Origin of the sequence: Mycobacterium sp. PO1 (assembly GCF_017312405.1) — a bacterium.
GTDB lineage: Bacteria > Actinomycetota > Actinomycetes > Mycobacteriales > Mycobacteriaceae > Mycobacterium.
On sequence record NZ_BLTG01000074.1, the window covers coordinates 30,805 to 49,989 of the forward strand.

A 19,185-nucleotide genomic window follows, 5' to 3' on the forward strand; every position below is an offset into this window, starting at 1 on the left:
CGGCCGGTGCGTAAATGGAAACGGGTCGAGGGCCCCGAGGGGCCGCGTTACCGCTCAGCATTGGCCGCCCACGAGGCTGACCTGCTGAGCAGCCTGGTCTCGTCGATGGTCGGGATGCTCGATGACCGTGAGTCGTCGGCGCCGGCCGACGAACTCACCGAGATCACCGGCATGCGCACGGGCAATTCCGTTCCCCCGCAAGATGACACGATGAAGCGGCTGCTGCCCGACTTCTACCGCCAAGCCACCGAGCATCCGGCGGGTTCGGGTACCGCGGAGAGCCTCAACAGCGCTTTGCGCAGCCTGCACGAGCCCGAGATCATCGACGCCAAACGTGAAGCGGCGCAACGGCTGCTCGACACCGTCCCGGCCGGCGGCGGCAAGTTCGAGCTCAGCGAGGACGATGCGCAGGCGTGGGCCTCGGCGGTCAACGACGTCCGGCTGGCGCTGGGCACGATGCTCGACATCGGCCCCGACGGTCCGGACCGGCTGCCCGGTGACCACCCGATGGCCGGCCACCTTGACGTGTACCAGTGGTTGACGGTGCTGCAGGAGTACCTGGTGTTGAGTCTGATGGGAAATCACAGGTCGTGAGCGGAAGCATCACCGACGTCGGCGGCATCCTCGTCGGCCACCACCACCGCATCGACCCCGACGCCCAGCTCGGGTCGGGCTGGGCCACCGGCACGACGGTCGTGCTGACCCCGCCCGGCACCGTCGGCGCGGTGGACGGGCGCGGGGGCGCCCCGGGCACCCGCGAGACCGACCTGCTGGATCCGAGTAACTCGGTGCGGCAAGTCGACGCGGTGGTGCTCACCGGAGGCAGTGCCTACGGGCTGGCCGCCGCCGACGGCGTGATGAGCTGGCTCGAACCCCACGGGCGAGGCGTGGCACTCGACGGTGGTGTGGTGCCCATCGTGCCCGCCGCCGTCATCTTCGACCTGCCGGTCGGGGGCTGGCAGTGCCGCCCGGACGCCCAGTTCGGCTACCGCGCCGCCGAGGCGGCCGGCGTCGAGGTCGGCATCGGCACGGTGGGCGCCGGTGTCGGTGCCCGCGCCGGGGTCCTCAAGGGCGGTGTCGGCACGGCGTCGGTGACCCTGGCGTCCGGCGTCACGGTCGGCGCTCTGGTGGTGGTCAACTCTGCCGGCGACGTCGTCGACCCCGACACCGGGCTGCCGTGGCTGGCCTATCAGATCGAGGAGTTCTCGCTGGTGCCGCCGCCGGCCGATGAGCGTCGGGCCTATGCCGATCGTCACGGCGAGCTCAGTCCCCTGAACACCACGATCGCGGTGGTGGCCACCGACGCGGCGCTCAGCCCGGCGGGCTGCCGCCGGGTGGCGGTCGCGGCGCAGGACGGGCTGGCGCGCACCATCCGCCCGTGCCACACCCCGATGGACGGCGATACGGTGTTCGCACTGGCCACCGGTGCCGTCGAGGTCGTGCCCGATCCGACGACCCCGGCGTCGATGTCGCCGGAGGTGCCGCTGATCACCGCCGTCGGCGCGGCAGCGGCGGACTGCCTGGCCCGCGCCGTGCTGGTCGGTGTTCTGGCTGCTGAGGAGCTCGCTGGAATACCGACCTACCGTGGTCTGTTGCCGGGAGCGTTCGAATGAAAGAGGAAGTGTGAAACAGGGCGGCGCAACGAAGGGGGTCCGGTGCTGACGATCCGTGCCGACCTCGTCGACGCGATGGTCGCGCACGCGCGGGCCGATCATCCCGACGAAGCCTGCGGGGTGATCTCCGGCCCGGAGGGCTCCGATCGGCCGGAGCGCTTCATCGCCATGATCAACGCCGAGCGCTCGCCGACGTTCTACCGGTTCGATTCCGGGGAACAGCTCAAGGTGTGGCGTGAGATGGACAACGCCGACGAAGCCCCGGTCGTGATCTATCACTCGCACACCGCGACCGAGGCCTATCCCAGCCGCACCGACATCTCGTATGCCTCCGAACCCGAAGCCCACTACGTCCTGGTGTCCACCCGCGACCCCGACGCTCACGAACTCCGCAGCTACCGCATCGTCGACGGCGTCGTGACCGAAGAGCCCGTCCAGATCGTCGAGCAGTACTGAACGCGTGAAAGGAACCACCCGATCCATGTCTGTCACCGTGTCGATCCCAACCATCCTGCGCACCCACACCGGCGGGGAGAAGCGTGTCAGCGCCTCCGGTGACACGCTCAGCGCGGTCATCGCCGACCTCGAGGCCAACTACTCCGGTATCTCCGAGCGTCTCGTCGACCCGGCCGATCCGGGCAAGCTGCAACGCTTCGTCAACATCTACGTCAACGACGAGGACGTCCGCTTCTCCGGCGGGTTGGGGACCACCATCTCCGACGGAGACTCGGTGACCATCCTGCCCGCCGTGGCAGGAGGCTGAGACCCGCCGCGATGACCCGGTACGACTCGCTGCTCCAGGCGCTGGGCAACACCCCGCTCGTCGGCCTGCAACGGCTCTCGCCGTTGTGGGACGGCGGGTCCCCTGACTCTGGGGCCGCCCCGCACGTGCGGCTGTGGGCCAAGTTGGAGGACCGCAACCCCACCGGCTCGATCAAGGACCGGCCCGCGCTGCGGATGATCGAGGACGCCGAACGCGAGGGCCGCCTCCGGCCCGGCGCGACCATCCTGGAACCGACCAGTGGCAACACCGGCATCTCGTTGGCCATGGCCGCGATGCTCAAGGGCTACCAGATGGTCTGTGTGATGCCCGAGAACACCTCGATCGAGCGCCGCCAGATCCTGGAGCTCTACGGCGCCCGGATCATCTTCTCGCCCGCCGAGGGCGGCTCCAACACCGCGGTGGCACACGCCAAGGAGCTGGCCGCCGAGCATCCGTCCTGGGTGATGCTCTATCAGTACGGCAACCCGTCCAACACCGCTGCGCACTACGACGGCACCGGGCCCGAGCTGCTGGCCGACCTGCCCGAGATCACGCATTTCGTGGCCGGGCTGGGCACCACCGGCACCCTGATGGGCACCGGACGCTACCTGCGCGAACACGTGCCCGACGTGCAGATCGTCGCCGCCGAGCCGCGCTACGGCGAAGGTGTGTACGCGTTGCGCAACATCGACGAGGGCTTCATCCCCGAGCTCTACGACCCGCGAGTGCTGACCACCCGGTTCGCCGTCGGCGCCTTCGACGCCGTGCGGCGCACCCGGGAGTTGATCCAGGTCGAGGGCATCTTCGCCGGCATTTCCACCGGGGCCATCCTGCACGCCGCGCTGGGCATGGCGGCCAAGGCGGTCAAGGCCGGTGAGCGTGCCGACATCGCGTTCACCGTCTGCGATGCCGGCTGGAAGTATCTGTCGACCGGCGCGTACGCCGGTAGCCTGGATGACGCGGAGGACGCGTTGGAAGGGCAACTATGGGCATGACGGGCGCCGGCGGCTATGCGGGGCCACCGTCGCAGCCCACGAAGCGCCCGGTGTGGCTGGTCGGCGGACTGACCATTGTGTCGTTCGTCGTCCTGCTCTGGCTGGTCGAACTGTTCGACTCGTTGACCGGACACCAGCTCGACCGCAACGGGATCCGCCCGCTGGAGACCGACGGCCTGACCGGGATCTTGTTCGCGCCGCTGTTGCATTCCAACTGGGAGCACCTGATGGCCAACACCGGCCCGGCGCTGGTGCTCGGCTTCCTGATGACGCTTGCGGGGTTGTCCCGCTTCCTGTTCGCCACCGCCATCATCTGGATCGTCGGTGGGTTCGGTACCTGGTTGATCGGCAACGTCGGTGCCCCCTCCTACCGGGGTGTCGTGGTGGAGACCAACCACATCGGCGCGTCGGGCCTGATCTTCGGTTGGTTGACATTCCTGATCCTGTTCGGCTTCTTCACCCGCACGATCTGGGAGATCGTCATCGGCGTCGTGGTGCTGTTCGTCTACGGCAGCATCCTGCTGGGCGTGCTGCCGGGCACCTTCGGGGTGTCCTGGCAGGGTCACCTCAGCGGAGCCCTGGCCGGCGTGCTGGCCGCCTATCTGCTCTCGGGTCCCGAACGGAAGGCGAGGGCGTTGCGTCGACCGGTGCAGCCGCCGTCGCTGGGCCGGTGAGCGCCGACGCGCTGCGCCCGGTCGGCATCTTCGACTCCGGGGTCGGCGGGCTGACGGTGGCGCGGGCGGTGATCGACCAGCTGCCCGACGAGGACATCATCTACGTGGGCGACACCGGCAACGGTCCGTACGGTCCGCTCACCGTGCCCGAGATCCGTGGCCACGCGTTGGCGATCGGCGACGACCTCGCCGCGCGTGGGGTGAAGGCTCTGGTCATCGCGTGCAACAGCGCGTCGTCGGCCTGTCTGCGGGACGCGCGCGAGCGCTATGCGCCGGTACCGGTGGTCGAGGTCATCCTGCCGGCCGTCCGCCGCGCCGTGGCGACCACCCGCAACGGTCGCATCGGCGTCATCGGCACCGCGGCGACGATCGCGTCCGGCGCCTACCAGGACGCCTTCGCCGCGGCGCGCGACACCGAGGTGTTCGCGGTGGCGTGTCCGCGGTTCGTCGACTTCGTCGAGCGCGGCGTGACCAGCGGCCGGCAGGTCCTCGGTCTGGCCGAGGGTTATCTGGAGCCGCTGCAACGCGCTGAGGTGGACACGCTGGTGCTGGGGTGCACCCACTACCCGATGATGTCCGGGCTGATCCAGCTCGCCATGGGCGAGGACGTGACGTTGGTGTCCAGTGCCGAGGAAACCGCCAAGGACCTGCTGCGGGTCCTCACCGAGAGGGATTTGCTGCGTCCGCAGGCCGGCAACGGCCTGCCCGGACCCGCCCGGCCGACCCGGCTGTTCGAGGCCACCGGCGATCCCGAGGCCTTCACCGACCTGGCTGCGCGGTTCCTCGGGCCGACACTCGACGGGGTCCGGCCGGTACGACGTCACGCCGACAGCCGATCATGACGTTCGTCGCCGAAAGCGGCGATGTTTTCGTCACGTCCATGGCGGGCATGGCAAGCTAGTGAACGTGCGAATCACCGTCCTGGGTTGCTCCGGCAGTGTGGTCGGCCCTGATTCGCCGGCGTCGGGATATCTGGTGACCGCACCCGATACGCCACCCTTGGTTCTCGATTTCGGCGGCGGGGTGTTGGGCGCACTGCAACGGCACGCCGACCCCAACTCCGTGCACGTGCTGCTGTCTCATCTGCACGCCGATCACTGCCTGGACCTGCCCGGCTTGTTCGTCTGGCGCCGCTACCATCCCAGCCCGGCGCCGGAGCGAGGACTGGTCTACGGACCGGCCAACACCTGGGCGCGGCTCGGGGCTGCGTCCTCGCCGGAGGGCGGCGAGATCGACGACTTCACCGACATCTTCGACGTGCGGCACTGGGTGGACAACCAGCCGGTCGAGATCGGGGCGTTGACCGTGCTGCCGCGGCTGGTGTGCCATCCCACCGAGTCCTACGGCATGCGGATCACCGACCCGTCCGGCGCCACGCTGGTCTACAGCGGTGACACCGGTTACTGCGATGCGCTGATCGATCTGGCCCGCGACGCCGACGTGTTTCTGTGCGAGGCGTCGTGGACGCATTCGCCGTCGCGGCCGCCCCGGCTGCATCTGTCCGGCACCGAGGCGGGTCGGGCGGCCGCGCGCGCCGGCGTGTCGGAACTGCTGCTGACCCACATCCCGCCGTGGACGTCGCGGGAGGACATCATCAGCGAGGCGAAAGCCGAGTTCGACGGTCCGGTGCACGCCGTGGTGTGCAACGAGACTTTCGCCGTCACCCGCTCCTGAGGCGCGTCGTGGCGAGCCGATAGGGTTGGCCCCGTGTCCAGACGAGAAGACGGCCGACTCGACGACGAACTGCGCCCCGTCACCCTCACCCGTGGGTTCACCACGCATCCGGCGGGATCGGTGCTGGTCGAATTCGGTCAGACCCGGGTGATGTGCACCGCCAGCGTCACCGAAGGCGTGCCGCGCTGGCGCAAGGGCTCCGGGCAGGGCTGGTTGACCGCCGAGTACGCGATGCTGCCCGCCGCCACCCACGACCGCTCCGACCGCGAGTCGGTCAAGGGCCGGGTCGGCGGACGCACCCAGGAGATCAGCCGGTTGGTGGGCAGATCGTTGCGCGCCTGCATCGACCTGGGCGCTCTGGGGGAGAACACGATCGCGATCGACTGCGACGTCCTGCAGGCCGACGGTGGCACCCGGACGGCGGCCATCACCGGCGCCTACGTCGCGTTGGCCGACGCGGTCACCTACCTGTCGGCGGCGGGCCGGCTCACCGATCCGCGGCCGCTGTCTTGTGCGATCGCCGCGGTGAGCGTCGGAGTCGTGGACGGTCGGATCCGCGTCGACCTGCCCTATACCGAGGACTCCCGCGCCGAGGTCGACATGAACGTGGTCGCGACCGACACCGGCACGCTGGTCGAGATCCAGGGCACCGGTGAGGGTGCGACGTTCCCGCGGTCGACACTGGACAAGATGCTCGACGCCGCGATGGCCGCGTGCGACGAGCTGTTCGAGATCCAGAAGACGGCGCTGGAGCTGCCCTATCCCGGCGAGCTGCCGGTGTCCGGTGAACCGCCGAAGAAGGCGTTCGGAAGCTGACCGGAATGACCCGGGTCCTGGTGGCCTCACGCAACCGCAAGAAATTGGCGGAGTTGAACCGGGTGCTCGAGGCGGCCGGGGTGTCAGGGTTGACGCTGCTGTCCCTCGACGACGTCCCGGCGTTCGACGAGGCTCCCGAAACCGGCGCCACATTCGAGGAGAACGCGCTGGCCAAGGCCCGTGATGCGTTTGCCGCCACGGGTATACCCGCCGTCGCCGACGACTCCGGCCTGACCGTCGACGCACTCAACGGGATGCCCGGAGTGCTCAGCGCGCGCTGGTCGGGCCGTCACGGTGACGACGCCGCGAACACGGCACTGCTGCTGGGCCAACTGGCCGACGTCCCCGACGAGCGCCGCGGCGCGGCCTTCGTTTCGGCGTGCGCTCTGGTGACCGGGCCGGCCGAGAGCGACAGCCTCGTGGTGCGCGGTGAATGGGCCGGAAGCATCGTGCGTGCGCCGCGCGGCGCGGGCGGCTTCGGCTACGATCCGGTGTTCCTGCCCGCCGGTTCGGCGGTCACAGCCGCCGAACTCAGCCCTGCGGACAAGGACGCCGTCTCCCATCGCGGGCTGGCGCTGGCGGCGCTCGTCCCCGCGTTGCGGGCCCTGGTTCGCTGAGGCGCGGTGACACGGTGCAGCAGCCAGGCGGCCGGCACCGTCAGCGCCAGCGTCGTGGCAATCAGACCCGGCATCGAGCCGGTGAACAACGGCCAGTCCAGCACCAGGTGCAGTGCCACCGCCATGAGCATCGAGTGCAGCAGGAAGATCTCGTAGGAGATCTCGCCCAGCCACACCATCGGTCTGCTGGCCAGCACCCGTGCGTACCCGCCGCGATCGGCGAGCACCGTCGGCGCGTGGCTTCCGGGCGCCAGCGGCGCGTGGTTACTCAGCGCCAGCGGCGCCACTACCAGCGTCGCGATGACTGCGTACCCGACGGCCTTCACGACCGGTGCGGAGGCGGGATCGGGGCCGCGCAGGGTGCCGCCGAGCGACGTCGACACCAGCAGGAAGAGTGCGAGCGCGAGTGGGATCGCCACCGCTGCGCGGCATCGAACCCCGAGGCAGCGCAACACCGCGAGCACCATGCCGCCGGCGAACCAAGCCAGGTGGGCCGGCAGCCACATGCCCGCCGAATGGGGTAGGAGGTCGGTGGTGGTGACCAGCAGCACCCACACCGGTGTCACCGCGGCCAGCAGCGCCAGCCCGACCAGCACGCGCCGGGGCCGCCAGCCGCGGCGCAGCAGCAGGTAGGCCAGCAGGGGCAGCACGGCGTAGAACGCCACCTCCACCGCCATGCTCCACATCTGTGACAGCCCCGGATGCAGCAGCGTGGTCAGGTAACTGTCGGTGTAGATCTGGGTGAAAGTCAGATAGCGCAGCAACCCGTACCAGGACTGGCCCGGATTGGGCCCGGGGGTGAACACGGTGTACACCGCGAACGTCACGACGACAGCCACCGCGTAGGCCGGCACGATCCGTCGGACCCGGTGGCGCAGGTAGCGCTGCGTCGACGGGCGCCGGGTGGTGTCGGCGGCGGCCTGCGCCCACGGGCTGAACAGCAGGAACCCCGAGAGCACGAAGAACAGCGCGACCCCGATCTCCAGGCGGGCGTAGAGGTTGCCGAGGTAGCCGTGATTCAGGTAGCCGGTGGCGAACGCGGCGTGCGTGGCGACGACGAGAAGCGCGGCAACGGCGCGGATTCCGGTGAGGGCGGGGTCGTGGTGTCCGGCCACCTCAGGTGCGGCGCCAGTGCGCGCCCCGGGGCTGGCTGACACCTCGTCGAGTGTAGCCAGGTCGCGCGGGGTCAGACCCCGAACTGTTCCTTGATGGCCTGGGTCTGGAAGTGCTCGACGATGATGCCGACCAGCGGGATCGTGCCGGCCAGCAGCACCCCGACGGTCTTGGCGATCGGCCACCGCACCTTGACCGCGAGGTTGGCGGTGAACAGCAGATACACGAAGTACACCCAGCCGTGCACGACCGCGATCCAGCCCAGCGAGTCGTCGTTGAAGCCGTACTTCATCACCATCTCGTAGCAGAGCGCGATCAGCCACAGGCCGGTCGCCCACGCCAACACCCGGTAACCGAGCAGAGCCTTGCGGATCTGGTCGACGGGTGTGGTGGGGGCGGGGGAGTCGGGTGCGGTCACGGGCGGCGTCCTGTCATTCTCGGGTCGGGGTGGCGTCGCTGTCGTTCCTGGCGAGTTCGGCCAGGTAGGCGTTGTACTCCTGCAGCGCGGGATCGGCGTCGTCCTGCGGCGCAGCGGTGGGCCGCTCCGGAAGCAGCCCGGCAGGAAGTTCGGTGACCCCGTCCTGGGAGGGACTCGGGGGCGGTGCTTCTTCATAGCGGACGAACTTGAAGTATGCGTACACGCAGAAGCCGGCGAACAGCGGCCACTGCAACGCGTAGCCCAGGTTCTGGAAATCGCCTGCGGTCGATTCGAAGCGGGCCCACTGCCACCAGGCCAGGCCCAGGCAGCCACCGGCCGCGGCGATCACCAACAGGATGAGCGCCGGCCTCCTACGCCGCGTAGTGGACACCGTTCAACGGTACCGCGCTACCATCGTCACGCTGCGGCGCGAGTGTCGGAACTGGCAGACGAGATGGATTTAGGTTCCATTGCCCGATGGGCGTGGGGGTTCGAGTCCCCCCTCGCGCACCTTTGTGAGGAGTCGCGTCCCCGTCGCGCATTCCCGCCGAGTGTGAAGCCATTGCGAAAAGTCGGCCGATTTTTCGCACTGAGCTCACGCTCGGGAACTGATCACACTCGGCGACGGATCACACTCGGCGACGGATCACGCTCGGGGACGGATCACGCTCGGCGAATCAGGCCGCCACCTCGGCTGGAGCCGGGGTCGGCTCGGTCGCTTGCGCCTTGAAGCACAGGATGCTCGACACGAAGCTCAGCAGCGCGACCGCTCCGGCGAAGGCGCCGATGACGGTCTCGGCCATGGTCCAGCTCGCGAGCGCGAACGCAAGCGCGATGATCGCCGTGATCAGCAGGAAGAGTCCCGTGGTGGCGACGGTCTCGTTGAACGGATCATCCGATCCTGCGGCCCGCTCAGCCATGGTCACTCCTTCTCGCGCGGTGCTTGACTGGACCGTAAATACCCCACCCGCGATCGACGAAACCTCGTGTTCGAACCGCCACGGTGCGCTGCCGGTGACCCGGCTCACCACTGACGGCTATTTGTCTCGAGGCCCACCTGGTCCGCGTGGCGGGCACCTCATCTGCCACCATGGCGAGTGATCCGCAATCTACGGGGGACTCCATGCCCATGAGTGAGCTCAAGTATCTGGATCTGCACGGCGACCAGGTGGCCTACCGCGACGTCGGCAGCGGCCCGGAGACCCTGCTGCTTCTGCACGGCATGGCCGGAAGCTCCGACACCTGGCGTGCGGTGTTGCCACAGCTGGCCAAGCGCTACCGGGTCATCGCGCCGGATCTGCTCGGTCACGGCCAGTCCGCCAAGCCCCGCAGCGACTACTCGCTGGGCGCATTCGCGGTGTCGTTGCGCGACCTGCTCGACGAACTCGGTGTCGACCGCGTGACGGTGGTGGGGCAGTCCCTCGGCGGCGGCGTGGCGATGCAGTTCGTGTACCAGCACCCGGACTACTGCCAGCGTCTGGTGTTGATCAGCAGCGGCGGGCTCGGTCAGGACGTCGGGTGGACGCTGCGACTGTTGTCCGCGCCGGGGGCCGAACTGATCATGCCGCTGATCGCGCCGCCACCGGTGGTGCGGGCCGGCGAGAAGCTGCGGAGCTGGTTCTCCGCGGCCAATATCCAGTCGCCGCGCGGTGCGGAGATGTGGAGCGCGTACTCGTCGCTGTCCGATGCCCAGACTCGGCAGGCCTTCCTGCGCACGCTGCGCTCGGTCGTCGACTATCGCGGGCAGGCGGTCAGCGCGTTGAACCGGTTGCATCTGACCGCCGAGACGCCGTTGATGGTGATCTGGGGCGACCAGGACCACATCATCCCCGTCGACCACGGCTACGCGCTCTGCCAGCTGCGCGCAGGTTGCCGCCTCGAGGTGCTGCCGGGCGTCGGCCACTTCCCGCACGTCGAGAAACCCGCCGAGGTGGTCGACCTGCTCGACGACTTCATCGCGACGACCAGCCCCGCCGCGACCAGTCCAGGGAAGACCACGGCCGCGACCCGGCCCCGCTGACCGGCCCGGCCGCTTCACCAAGCCGGCCCCGCTGACCGGCCCGGCCGCTTCACCAAGCCGGCCGTTCAAAGGTCGGATCCGCCGACCCGGCGCCGGTACGCCGATGGCGTCTCGCCGCAGAACTGCGAGAAGGCGCGGGTGAACGAGCTGACGCTGTCGAACCCGACAGCGCCGGCCGTTTCCTGCACGGTCTGTCGCGGCGCGGCCAGCAGCGCCATCGCGCGCAGCATTCGCGCGTGCAGCAGATAGGTGCGCCACGGCAGCCCGAGCGTGTCGGCGAACAGCCGGCGCAGTGTGCGTTCCGACACCGACACCGCGCGGCTGACCTGGTCGCAGGTGACGGTGTCGAGATGCTGTTTGGTGTAGGCCATCGCCGCGGCCACGATCGGGTGCTCGGATGTCGGCAGGCTCAGCGGGGCTTCGTGATCGAGGGCCTCGCAGACCAGCGCCGCCAGCGTGCGGAAGAACCCGTCGGATGTCTCGTCGCCCTGCGCCCGGTCGATCGGCCAGCGCAACGCGTAGATCATCATCTCGCGGATCAGCGGCGACACCGCCAGGATGCGCGCCCGGTCACCGCCGTCGCCGATCAGAGAGCGGTCGAACATCACCGCGACGGTCTTGACGTCGGGGTTCATCACGGCCTGGTGCTCCAGCCCAGCGGGAATCCAGGCAGCCTGCTGCGGCGGCAGCAGATAGTGCGCGCAATCGGTCTCCACCTCGACGACCCCGTGCAGCGCGTACTCGATCTGGTGCACTTCGTGCGAGTGCCACCCGGTGATCAACGCATCCCCCTCGTACAAGTAGCTGCCGCCGAGCGCCCGGCCGCCGCGACGCAGTTCGATGACCCGGCGAGGACCGTGCGGGACGAGGTTGGCCGATTCGGACAAGAGCTTGTCCGACGACGCGGAGTCGGTCACGGTTGTCGACGGTACTACTGGAACCATGCAGACTGACGACCTGATCCTGGTGAGCATCGACGACCACGTGGTGGAGCCGCCGGACATGTTTCTGCGCCACGTCCCGGAGAAGTACAAGGCCGAGGCGCCGATCGTCGTGACCGACGACAAAGGCGTCGACCAGTGGATGTATCAAGGCAGGCCGCAGGGTGTCAGCGGGCTCAACGCGGTGGTGTCGTGGCCGGCGGAGGAGTGGGGCCGTGACCCGGCGGGGTTCGCCGAAATGCGTCCCGGCGTCTACGACGTCCACGAGCGGGTCCGCGACATGAACCGCAACGGCATCCTGGCCTCGATGTGCTTCCCGACGTTCACCGGGTTCTCGGCGCGCCACCTGAACATGCACCGGGAAGAGACCACGCTGGTCATGGTGTCGGCCTACAACGACTGGCACATCGACGAGTGGGCCGGCACGTACCCGGACCGGTTCATCCCCATCGCGATTCTGCCGACCTGGAACCCCGAGGCGATGTGCCGCGAGATCCGTAGGGTGGCGGCCAAAGGCTGCCGGGCGGTCACGATGCCCGAGCTGCCGCACCTCGAGGGCCTGCCGAGCTACCACGACGACGAGTACTGGGGCCCGGTGTTCCGCACGCTGTCGGAGGAGAACGTGGTGATGTGCCTGCACATCGGCACCGGCTTCGGCGCGATCAGCATGGCGCCCAACGCTCCGATCGACAACATGATCATCCTGGCCACCCAGGTGTCGGCGATGTGCGCCCAGGATCTGTTGTGGGGACCGGCGATGCGCAACTACCCGGATCTGAAGTTCGCGTTCTCCGAGGGCGGCATCGGCTGGATCCCGTTCTACCTCGACCGCAGCGACCGGCACTACACCAACCAGAAATGGCTGCGCCGCGACTTCGGCTCTCAACTGCCCAGCGAGGTGTTCCGCGAGCACTCGCTGGCCTGCTACGTCACCGACAAGACGTCGCTGAAGCTGCGTCACGAGATCGGTATCGACATCATCGCCTGGGAGTGCGACTACCCGCATTCGGACTGCTTCTGGCCCGATGCCCCGGAGCAGGTGCTGGCCGAGCTGAATGCCGCGGGCGCGTCGGACTCCGACATCAACAAGATCACCTGGGAGAACTCCTGCCGGTTCTTCGGCTGGGATCCGTTCGAGCTCACCCCGAAGGAGCAGGCGACCGTCGGCGCCCTGCGCGTCAAGGGAGCCGACGTCGACGTGTCGATCCGGCCCAGGGCCGAGTGGGCGCGGCTCTACGACGAGAAGCAGTTCGCGCGAACCTGATTCACCGGGTCAGCAGTCCCCGCAGCATCGTGGTCCACCCGGTGGGCTTCGGAGGTCGGCGGGAGGCATACGGCCACGGCTGATGGCGTTCGGGAACCGACTCGGCGCGCGCCTGCTTCAGGGCTGTTCGCAGATGTGCGCGCACGTGGTGCAGCGTCGGATCGTCCCACCGGTTACGGGCTTCGACCGGATCGTCGCCGAGATCGTAGAGTTCCCACTGATCGTCGAGGGGATCGCTGCGGTACACGGGTCCGCCCATACCGTCGGCGGCCAGATGCCGGACTCCGGGCTCGGTCCACGTGGCAGGGTCGTCGAACGAGCGGACCAGTTTCCACAGATGGTCCGCGCCGCCCGCGGCGGTGCTCTCCCCGACGCGGACCACGAGGCCTTCGAAGTTGGCCGCGGTGTGTGCGGGTACCCGGATGCGCAGCGGCGCAGGAACCTTCGATGTCAGCTTCAGCATCCGGGCGATACCCGAGGCTCCGGTGTCGCCTTCGAGCATGTTGTCGCGGGTCATCAGATACACGGCCCGGTCCTCGTCGGCCGCAGCGCCGTCGACCACCGGCATCAGGTCCCGTCCCGGGAGCGGATGAACCTCGGAGAAGGAGCCGGCGAGCGCCGACGCCGTGGCGCCCACGTCGATCCCGGCGGCCGACAACAGGGTGGGGACCAGATCCACGTGGGACGTCGGGGCCGTCACGGTGCGCGCCGGGGTAGTCCGAGACCCCACCCGCGCGATGACGAACGGCACCCGGGTGGCCTCGTCGTACAGGTTGAACCATTTCTGATGCAGGCCGCCGTGCGCGCCGAGGAGGTCGCCGTGATCGGCGGTGCGCACCAGCACCGTGTCGTCGGGGCCCTCGGCGCAGCCCCCCTCGGTGACCGCGCGGCGCACCCGGTCGATCGGGGCGTCCACCTCGGCGTGCAGCCGGTAGTACAGGTCGCGGTAGGACTGCGCGTTGTGACGATAGGTGCGCTCGATCACCCGCGCCGGGCCGTATCCGGAGTAGTAGGCCTCCCGGAACGCAATCTGCGCAGCGGGTTTGGCGGCCAGGTCCTCGTCTGCGGTCGGTGCGGCCGGCACGTTCGGCGGGTCCAGCGGTGACGGCGTCAGCGGGTTGCGGCGTGACCACGCGGGGAACAGCACGATGTCGTGTGGGTTGACAAAGCTGGCCACCAACAGGAACGGGCGCAGCGCCGCGGGGTCGCCGGCGCGGCGGCGCGCGTAGCGGTCCTCGAGCCAGGCCACCACGCGGTCGGCGATCAGCGGGTCGCGCCGGATGCCGGCATTGGAGAGCGCAGCACCGTGGGGTTCGGGGCCGACCCAGCCCGAGAAACCGTACGGGGCAAGGGGATCGGCGTCCAGGTAGCGACGCACCGCACGGTGGTCGATGACGCCGTCGTCGTCGTTGGTGGCCAGGGACTTGCCGGTTCGGGGGTCGGTCAGGTCGGCGTGCGAGATGTGCCACTTGCCGTCGTAGTGGGTGTCGTAGCCGGCCGCGCGGAACCAGTTGCCGAGGGTGGGAACCTCGCCGGGACGCAACCAGCGCAGCCGGGAGTCGTCGTATGCCTTGCCGATGCCGTCGGTCTGCGTGACACCGTGCAGGTCCGGGTAGTGCCCGGTGAAGATGGTGGGCCTGCTGGGCACACAGGCCAGCGAACCGGTGTAGTGCCGGGTGAAGCTGACCCCATTCTCCTCGAACCACGCTGCGCCGCGCAGAGTTCGGGTCCGCCATTCGGTGACCGCGTGACCTTCGTAGGGCGGGGTCGCGCGTTCCTCGTCGGTCATCACGATGACGATGTCCGGTCGGGTGTCGGTCATACGCTCACTCCTTCTGATGCGCTCGCCAGCGAGGCCAGCAGTGCCCGTGATCGGCGGGCCATGATCCGGGCCAGCACGCCCTCACCGAGCCGGCGCAACGGTCCGCGCGAGGCATGCACTGAACTCGTCAAGGTGACGGCGGTGGTGGTCGTGGAATCAGGGCGCAGAGTCCATCGGTTGTTCGCCGACACCGGCGGCGGCAGACCGGCGATGTCATAGGCGAGCACACGGTTCGCCTGGAAGTCGGTGATCGTCTCGACGAAGGTGTCGCGACCGACCTGGACGCGGCGTGCGGTCCCCACCCCGGGGGAATCGGCGGTGTGACGGAGCAGGCTGCAGTGATCCACGCCGTCGGCCCAGCCGGCCGCGGCGCCGAAGTCGGCCAATACCGCCCAGACGTCCTCTGGGCGTGCCCGGATCACGCGTGAGCAGCTGACCTCGGCCATCCCCTCATCAAACTCGACCTGCACCACGACCGCAGGTCAACGCTCAAAAACACCGCTCAGGACGGTGCGGGCGATCGACTCGGCCCTTCCGGTCTGAAACGATCGTCCCTCGCTGAGGATGGCGTAGACGACGCCACCGACGATGGCGTCGGATGCGTCGCGGGCCGCCTCGCCGGTCCATCCGGCGGCGATCAGCCGGGCGGTGACGGTGTCGCGCAACGGTGTGTTGAAGCCCGCCTGCAGGCGAGCCTGGGTGTCGGGATGCTCGACTCCGGCGATGGTCAGGATGCGCAGCATGGCGTGTCCGCGTGAGGTGGTCAGTGCCGTGGCCAGTGTCACTGTCCACCGGCACACGTCAGCGGTGACGTCGTCGGTCGTGACGATCGGTCGCAGGATCCGGTCGGCGTCTTCGAGGATGACGTCGGCGACCAGCGCGTGCCTGCTCGGCCACCAACGGTAGATGGTCTGCTTGCCGACACCCGCGCGGGCGGCCACGGCCTCGATGCTGAGTTTGTCGAAGCCGCGTTCCAGCAGCAGGTCCCTGGTGGCGCCGACGATCGCGACGCGGGACTTCTCGCTGCGCCGTCTCGGGGTGGTGACCTCGGTGGTCATCAGCCGACCCGTGCCGGGCGCGGCTTTACACGCTGGAGCATCGCCCGTAGTGTGCCACGAGACGAGACGTTGCGTCTCGTGAATCGGTGTGGAGGTCTGACGGCGATGGCGGCAACCAAGCTGGTGATCGGCGCCAGTGGGTTCCTGGGGTCGCACGTCACACGGCAGCTCGTCGCACGCGGAGACAGCGATGTTCGGGTGATGATCCGCACCACCAGTTCGACGCGGGGTATCGCTGACCTGCCCGTGGGCATCCACCACGGTGACATCTTCGACACGGATGCCTTACGTACCGCGATGAGCGGATGCGACGTCGTCTACTACTGCGTGGTCGACGCCCGGCCGTGGCTGCGTGATCCCCGCCCGCTGTGGCGCACCAACGTCGACGGCCTCCGGCACGTCCTCGACGTCGCCGCACAAGCCGACCTGGACCGCTTTGTGTTCACCAGTTCGATCGGCACCATCGGCAGGAACCCTCACGGACTGGCCGATGAGGACACACCGCACGACTGGCTCGATGTCGGCGGTGACTACATCCGCTCGCGGGTGGCCGCCGAGGATCTGCTGATGCGTTACTGCTCCGACGCCGGGCTGCCCGGTGTGGCCATGTGCGTGGCCAACACGTACGGACCCGGTGACTGGCTGCCCACCCCGCACGGCGGCATGCTCGCCGCCGCCGTCCGGGGCGCACTGCCCTTCGCCATCGACGGCTACGAGAGCGAGGTCGTGGGCATCGAGGATGCGGCGACGGCGCTGCTACTGGCCGGTGAACGCGGCCGCGTGGGTGAACGCTACATCGTCTCCGAGCAGTACATGGCCACCCGTGAGATTCACGAGATCGGTTGTGCTGCAGTAGGTGTGAAACCGCCGCGGTTCAGTGTTCCGATCGGGGTGCTGTCCGCGGCGAGTTACCTCGGTAGCGCGCTGGCGCACGTCCGTCGAAAGGACACCATGCTCACCCCGCTGAACGTTCGTCTCATGCACATCATGACCCCTCTCGATCACTCCAAGGCCGTCACCGAGCTCGGCTGGAACCCACGCCCGACCCCGAACGCCATCGAGGAGGCCGCGGAGTTCTTCCACGACACCCGCCGGCCCGCAGCGCCGGTCGGGGGTCCTCGGTGACGATCGCGCTGACTCCCGAACAGCAGCAGCTGGCCGAAGCCGTGGCGCAGTTCGCGCAGCGTCACGCGCCGATCGACAAGACCCGCGAGACATTCGAGGCGGTGGCCCGCGGCGAACTACCGCAGTGGTGGGATGAGTTCGTCGTCAACGGGTTTCACGCGGTTCACCTGCCCGATGAGCTCGGCGGGCAAGGCGGTTCGCTGCTGGACTGCGCCTGCGTGCTGGAGGCCGCCGCCACCGCGATGCTGCCGGGCCCGCTGGTGTCGACGGTCCTCGCCGGCGCGCTCGCCCAACTCGCCGACGAGACCGAGGCGAAGAGCGCGGTGTTGACGCGGCTGGCCCACGGTGAGCCGTCATCGGTACTGCTGCCGGATTCTCGTCGCGTCACGGTCCGGCCGGCGGAGACAGGCTGGATGATCACCGGAACCGCGACGCCGGCACCGGGGGTGTGCGCGGCCGACATGCTTCTGGTCGCTGCCGCCCGCGAAGCGGCCACCGACACCGAGGACGAGGTCCTCTGGTTCGTGGTCGATCCCACCGGCCCCGGCGTGCGGATCGACGCGCTCGAGAGCACGGACAAGACCGTCGATGTCGGCGTCGTGCATTTCGACGGGTATGTCGCCGAACCCGATTCACTGCTCGCCGGGATCGACGCGGTGCGGGCCCGGTGCCTTTCCGTGGCGCTGACGGCCTGCGCGGCGGTGGGCGCCATCCGCTGGTGCGTGGACGCCGTCACCGACCATCTGCGTACCCGCGAGCAGTTCGGCAAGCCCATCGGGGCCTTCCAGGCGTTACAGCATCAGGCCGCCATGCTGCTGGTGAACTGTGAACTGGCCACGTCGGCGGCGTGGGACGCCGTGCGCGCGGCCGACGAAGACCGGGTGCAGCACGAGATCGCGGCGGCGGGGGCGGCGCTGATGGCCGTCAGTCCGGCGCCGGAGCTGGTCCTCGACACCCTGACGATGTTCGGCGCCATCGGCTTCACCTGGGAGCACGATCTCCACCTCTACTGGCGAAAAGCCACCAGTCTGGCTGCGTCGATCGGACCGGCGGGACGTTACGCGCACGCTCTCGGTGAACTGAGCCGTACCCACGACCGCGACGTGTCGGTGAAGTTGGGTGATCTGGACCGCGAGTTCCGCACGCACGTAGCGGCCGTCCTCGACGAGGCGGCCACGCTGCGCAACGACAAGCCGGGCCGCCAGGGCGACTACCCGAACCTGGCCACCGGCCCGCAGCGCACGTTGCTCGCCGAGGCCGGGCTGATCGCCCCGCACTGGCCCCGTCCGTGGGGCGTGAACGCCACGCCGCGCCAACAACTGATCCTCGACGAGGAATTCGCCAAGCGGCCGGACCTCGTCCGGCCGTCGCTGAACATCGCCGAATGGATTCTGCCCAGCGTGATCAGCGCCGCGCCGGAACATCTGCAGCAGCGGTTCATTCCCGCCACCCAGCGAGGCGAGCTGGGCTGGTGTCAGTTGTTCAGCGAGCCCGGCGCCGGGTCGGATCTGGCGTCGCTGAGCACCCGGGCGACCAAGGTCGACGGCGGCTGGCGCATCAACGGACACAAGATCTGGACCTCGTCGGCGCACACCGCGGACTATGGTGCGCTGCTGGCCCGCACGGATCCCGACGCCGCGAAGCACCGCGGTCTGGGTTATTTCATCGTCGACATGCGCGCCGACGGCATCGAACTGCAGCCCATCCGGCAGGCCAACGGCGAGGCCCACTTCAACGAGGTCTTCCTCGACGACGTGTTCGTGCCCGACGAGATGCTGCTGGGCGGGCCGACCGACGGCTGGGGCCTGGCCATCGCCACCATGGCCCAGGAGCGGGTGGCGATCAGCGGCTACGTCAACACCGACCGGGCAGAGATCCTGCGGAGGCTGGCCAACGACGGGGGACCGGACCACGACCGGGTGCTGTCGGCTCTAGGCGAAGCCGATGCGTACGCCAACGCGATCAAGGTGCTGGCGGTACGTGAGGTGATCCGGTTGCTCGACGGACAGCCGGCCGGCCGGGCCTCCAGCGTCGCCAAGGTGGCGATGAACGTCATGCTGCGACGCACGTTCAAGGCCACTCTGGAGCTCACCGCTCCAGCGGCGTTGACGGAGAAGGCATCAGCCGCGGACCCGCCGTCGGTGGTCGAACCGTACTTCCATCTGCCCGCCGAACTCATCGGTGGCGGGACGAAGGAGATTCAGCTCAACATCATCGCGCAGATGATTCTCGGGCTGCCCCGCCGGTGATGGCGGCCACCGACCAAGGGAGT

At 68.9% G+C, this 19,185-nt stretch carries 21 protein-coding genes, 1 tRNA gene and 1 pseudogene; 15 read left to right on the forward strand and 8 right to left on the reverse strand.

Annotation, left to right across the window (positions count from 1 at the left end):
* Positions 1-6: 6 nt before the first annotated feature.
* From J3476_RS21530 to rdgB, 10 genes are read left to right on the forward strand one after another with little or no spacing between them, the layout of a single operon-like run.
* Complete coding sequence (locus tag J3476_RS21530) at positions 7-594, forward strand: DUF2017 domain-containing protein (protein ID WP_207068391.1); 588 nt, start codon at positions 7-9, stop codon at positions 592-594.
* Positions 591-1,613, forward strand: a complete 1,023-nt coding sequence (locus J3476_RS21535; protein WP_207068392.1) for a P1 family peptidase — start codon at positions 591-593, stop codon at positions 1,611-1,613. The genes J3476_RS21530 and J3476_RS21535 overlap by 4 nt, the downstream gene beginning before the upstream one ends.
* Positions 1,614-1,655: 42 nt before the next feature.
* Positions 1,656-2,069, forward strand: coding sequence for a Mov34/MPN/PAD-1 family protein (locus J3476_RS21540; RefSeq protein ID WP_207068393.1), 414 nt, complete (start codon positions 1,656-1,658; stop codon positions 2,067-2,069).
* A gap of 25 nt (positions 2,070-2,094) precedes the next feature.
* On the forward strand, positions 2,095-2,376 hold the full coding sequence (locus J3476_RS21545; RefSeq protein ID WP_152518047.1) for a MoaD/ThiS family protein: 282 nt from the start codon (positions 2,095-2,097) through the stop codon (positions 2,374-2,376).
* Between the two features lie 11 nt (positions 2,377-2,387).
* Positions 2,388-3,371: a cysteine synthase gene (locus tag J3476_RS21550; protein WP_207068394.1), complete on the forward strand. Its 984-nt coding sequence runs from the start codon at positions 2,388-2,390 to the stop codon at positions 3,369-3,371.
* A complete protein-coding gene (locus tag J3476_RS21555) occupies positions 3,362-4,045 on the forward strand; it encodes a rhomboid family intramembrane serine protease (protein ID WP_179967530.1) in 684 nt (227 codons plus the stop codon). The genes J3476_RS21550 and J3476_RS21555 overlap by 10 nt, the downstream gene beginning before the upstream one ends.
* The gene (gene murI, locus J3476_RS21560; RefSeq protein ID WP_207068395.1) at positions 4,042-4,887 is read left to right on the forward strand and encodes a glutamate racemase; all 846 of its coding nucleotides are present in this window, start codon (positions 4,042-4,044) and stop codon (positions 4,885-4,887) included. The genes J3476_RS21555 and murI overlap by 4 nt, the downstream gene beginning before the upstream one ends.
* Positions 4,888-4,945: 58 nt before the next feature.
* Complete coding sequence (locus J3476_RS21565; protein ID WP_152518043.1) at positions 4,946-5,719, forward strand: cyclic nucleotide-degrading phosphodiesterase; 774 nt, start codon at positions 4,946-4,948, stop codon at positions 5,717-5,719.
* A gap of 33 nt (positions 5,720-5,752) precedes the next feature.
* The gene (gene rph / locus J3476_RS21570; protein ID WP_207068396.1) at positions 5,753-6,535 is read left to right on the forward strand and encodes a ribonuclease PH; all 783 of its coding nucleotides are present in this window, start codon (positions 5,753-5,755) and stop codon (positions 6,533-6,535) included.
* Between the two features lie 5 nt (positions 6,536-6,540).
* On the forward strand, positions 6,541-7,152 hold the full coding sequence (gene rdgB / locus J3476_RS21575) for an RdgB/HAM1 family non-canonical purine NTP pyrophosphatase (protein WP_322486654.1): 612 nt from the start codon (positions 6,541-6,543) through the stop codon (positions 7,150-7,152).
* Here the strand turns inward: rdgB and J3476_RS21580 are convergent.
* The 3 genes and pseudogenes from J3476_RS21580 to J3476_RS21590 all read right to left on the reverse strand — a co-directional run.
* Positions 7,146-8,309 (reverse strand): annotated as a pseudogene (locus J3476_RS21580) (acyltransferase family protein); the annotation flags it as partial. The gene rdgB and the pseudogene J3476_RS21580 sit on opposite strands and share 7 nt — an antisense overlap.
* A gap of 29 nt (positions 8,310-8,338) precedes the next feature.
* Entirely contained in the window at positions 8,339-8,683 is a 345-nt protein-coding gene (locus J3476_RS21585; RefSeq protein ID WP_152518040.1) for a DUF3817 domain-containing protein, read from the reverse strand.
* Between the two features lie 13 nt (positions 8,684-8,696).
* Positions 8,697-9,074, reverse strand: coding sequence for a hypothetical protein (locus J3476_RS21590; protein ID WP_207068397.1), 378 nt, complete (start codon positions 9,072-9,074; stop codon positions 8,697-8,699).
* Positions 9,075-9,110: 36 nt separating this feature from the next.
* Here J3476_RS21590 and J3476_RS21595 point away from each other — a divergent pair.
* Positions 9,111-9,193: transfer RNA gene (locus J3476_RS21595), tRNA-Leu, on the forward strand.
* Positions 9,194-9,360: 167 nt separating this feature from the next.
* Here J3476_RS21595 and J3476_RS21600 read toward each other — a convergent pair.
* Positions 9,361-9,603 carry a hypothetical protein gene (locus J3476_RS21600; protein WP_152518038.1) on the reverse strand — a complete coding sequence of 81 codons (243 nt, stop codon included), beginning with the start codon at positions 9,601-9,603 and terminating at the stop codon, positions 9,361-9,363.
* A 209-nt stretch (positions 9,604-9,812) separates the two neighbouring features.
* Here J3476_RS21600 and J3476_RS21605 point away from each other — a divergent pair, with 209 nt between their 5' ends.
* On the forward strand, positions 9,813-10,703 hold the full coding sequence (locus J3476_RS21605) for an alpha/beta fold hydrolase (RefSeq protein ID WP_207068398.1): 891 nt from the start codon (positions 9,813-9,815) through the stop codon (positions 10,701-10,703).
* 65 nt (positions 10,704-10,768) lie between these two features.
* Here the strand turns inward: J3476_RS21605 and J3476_RS21610 are convergent, their stop codons facing one another.
* A complete protein-coding gene (locus J3476_RS21610; protein ID WP_207068399.1) occupies positions 10,769-11,620 on the reverse strand; it encodes a helix-turn-helix transcriptional regulator in 852 nt (283 codons plus the stop codon).
* 25 nt (positions 11,621-11,645) lie between these two features.
* Here J3476_RS21610 and J3476_RS21615 point away from each other — a divergent pair, with 25 nt between their 5' ends.
* Positions 11,646-12,908 carry an amidohydrolase family protein gene (locus J3476_RS21615; protein WP_207068400.1) on the forward strand — a complete coding sequence of 421 codons (1,263 nt, stop codon included), beginning with the start codon at positions 11,646-11,648 and terminating at the stop codon, positions 12,906-12,908.
* A gap of 1 nt (position 12,909) precedes the next feature.
* Here the strand turns inward: J3476_RS21615 and J3476_RS21620 are convergent, their stop codons facing one another.
* Genes J3476_RS21620 through J3476_RS21630 form a run of 3 tightly spaced genes read right to left on the reverse strand, consistent with a single transcriptional unit; the run spans position 12,910 to position 15,788 of the window.
* A complete protein-coding gene (locus J3476_RS21620) occupies positions 12,910-14,730 on the reverse strand; it encodes a sulfatase-like hydrolase/transferase (RefSeq protein ID WP_207068401.1) in 1,821 nt (606 codons plus the stop codon).
* Positions 14,727-15,176 (reverse strand): SRPBCC family protein, encoded by a 450-nt coding sequence (locus J3476_RS21625; protein WP_207068402.1) that lies wholly within the window; start codon positions 15,174-15,176, stop codon positions 14,727-14,729. The genes J3476_RS21620 and J3476_RS21625 overlap by 4 nt, the downstream gene beginning before the upstream one ends.
* Positions 15,177-15,212: 36 nt before the next feature.
* A complete protein-coding gene (locus J3476_RS21630) occupies positions 15,213-15,788 on the reverse strand; it encodes a TetR/AcrR family transcriptional regulator (RefSeq protein ID WP_207068403.1) in 576 nt (191 codons plus the stop codon).
* A gap of 105 nt (positions 15,789-15,893) precedes the next feature.
* On the opposite strand from J3476_RS21630, the gene J3476_RS21635 reads away from it, so the two are divergent.
* Positions 15,894-16,913 (forward strand): NAD-dependent epimerase/dehydratase family protein, encoded by a 1,020-nt coding sequence (locus J3476_RS21635; protein WP_207068404.1) that lies wholly within the window; start codon positions 15,894-15,896, stop codon positions 16,911-16,913.
* A complete protein-coding gene (locus J3476_RS21640) occupies positions 16,910-19,162 on the forward strand; it encodes an acyl-CoA dehydrogenase (RefSeq protein ID WP_207068405.1) in 2,253 nt (750 codons plus the stop codon). Before J3476_RS21635 ends, J3476_RS21640 begins: the two co-directional genes overlap by 4 nt.
* The last annotated feature ends 23 nt before the right edge of the window (positions 19,163-19,185 follow it).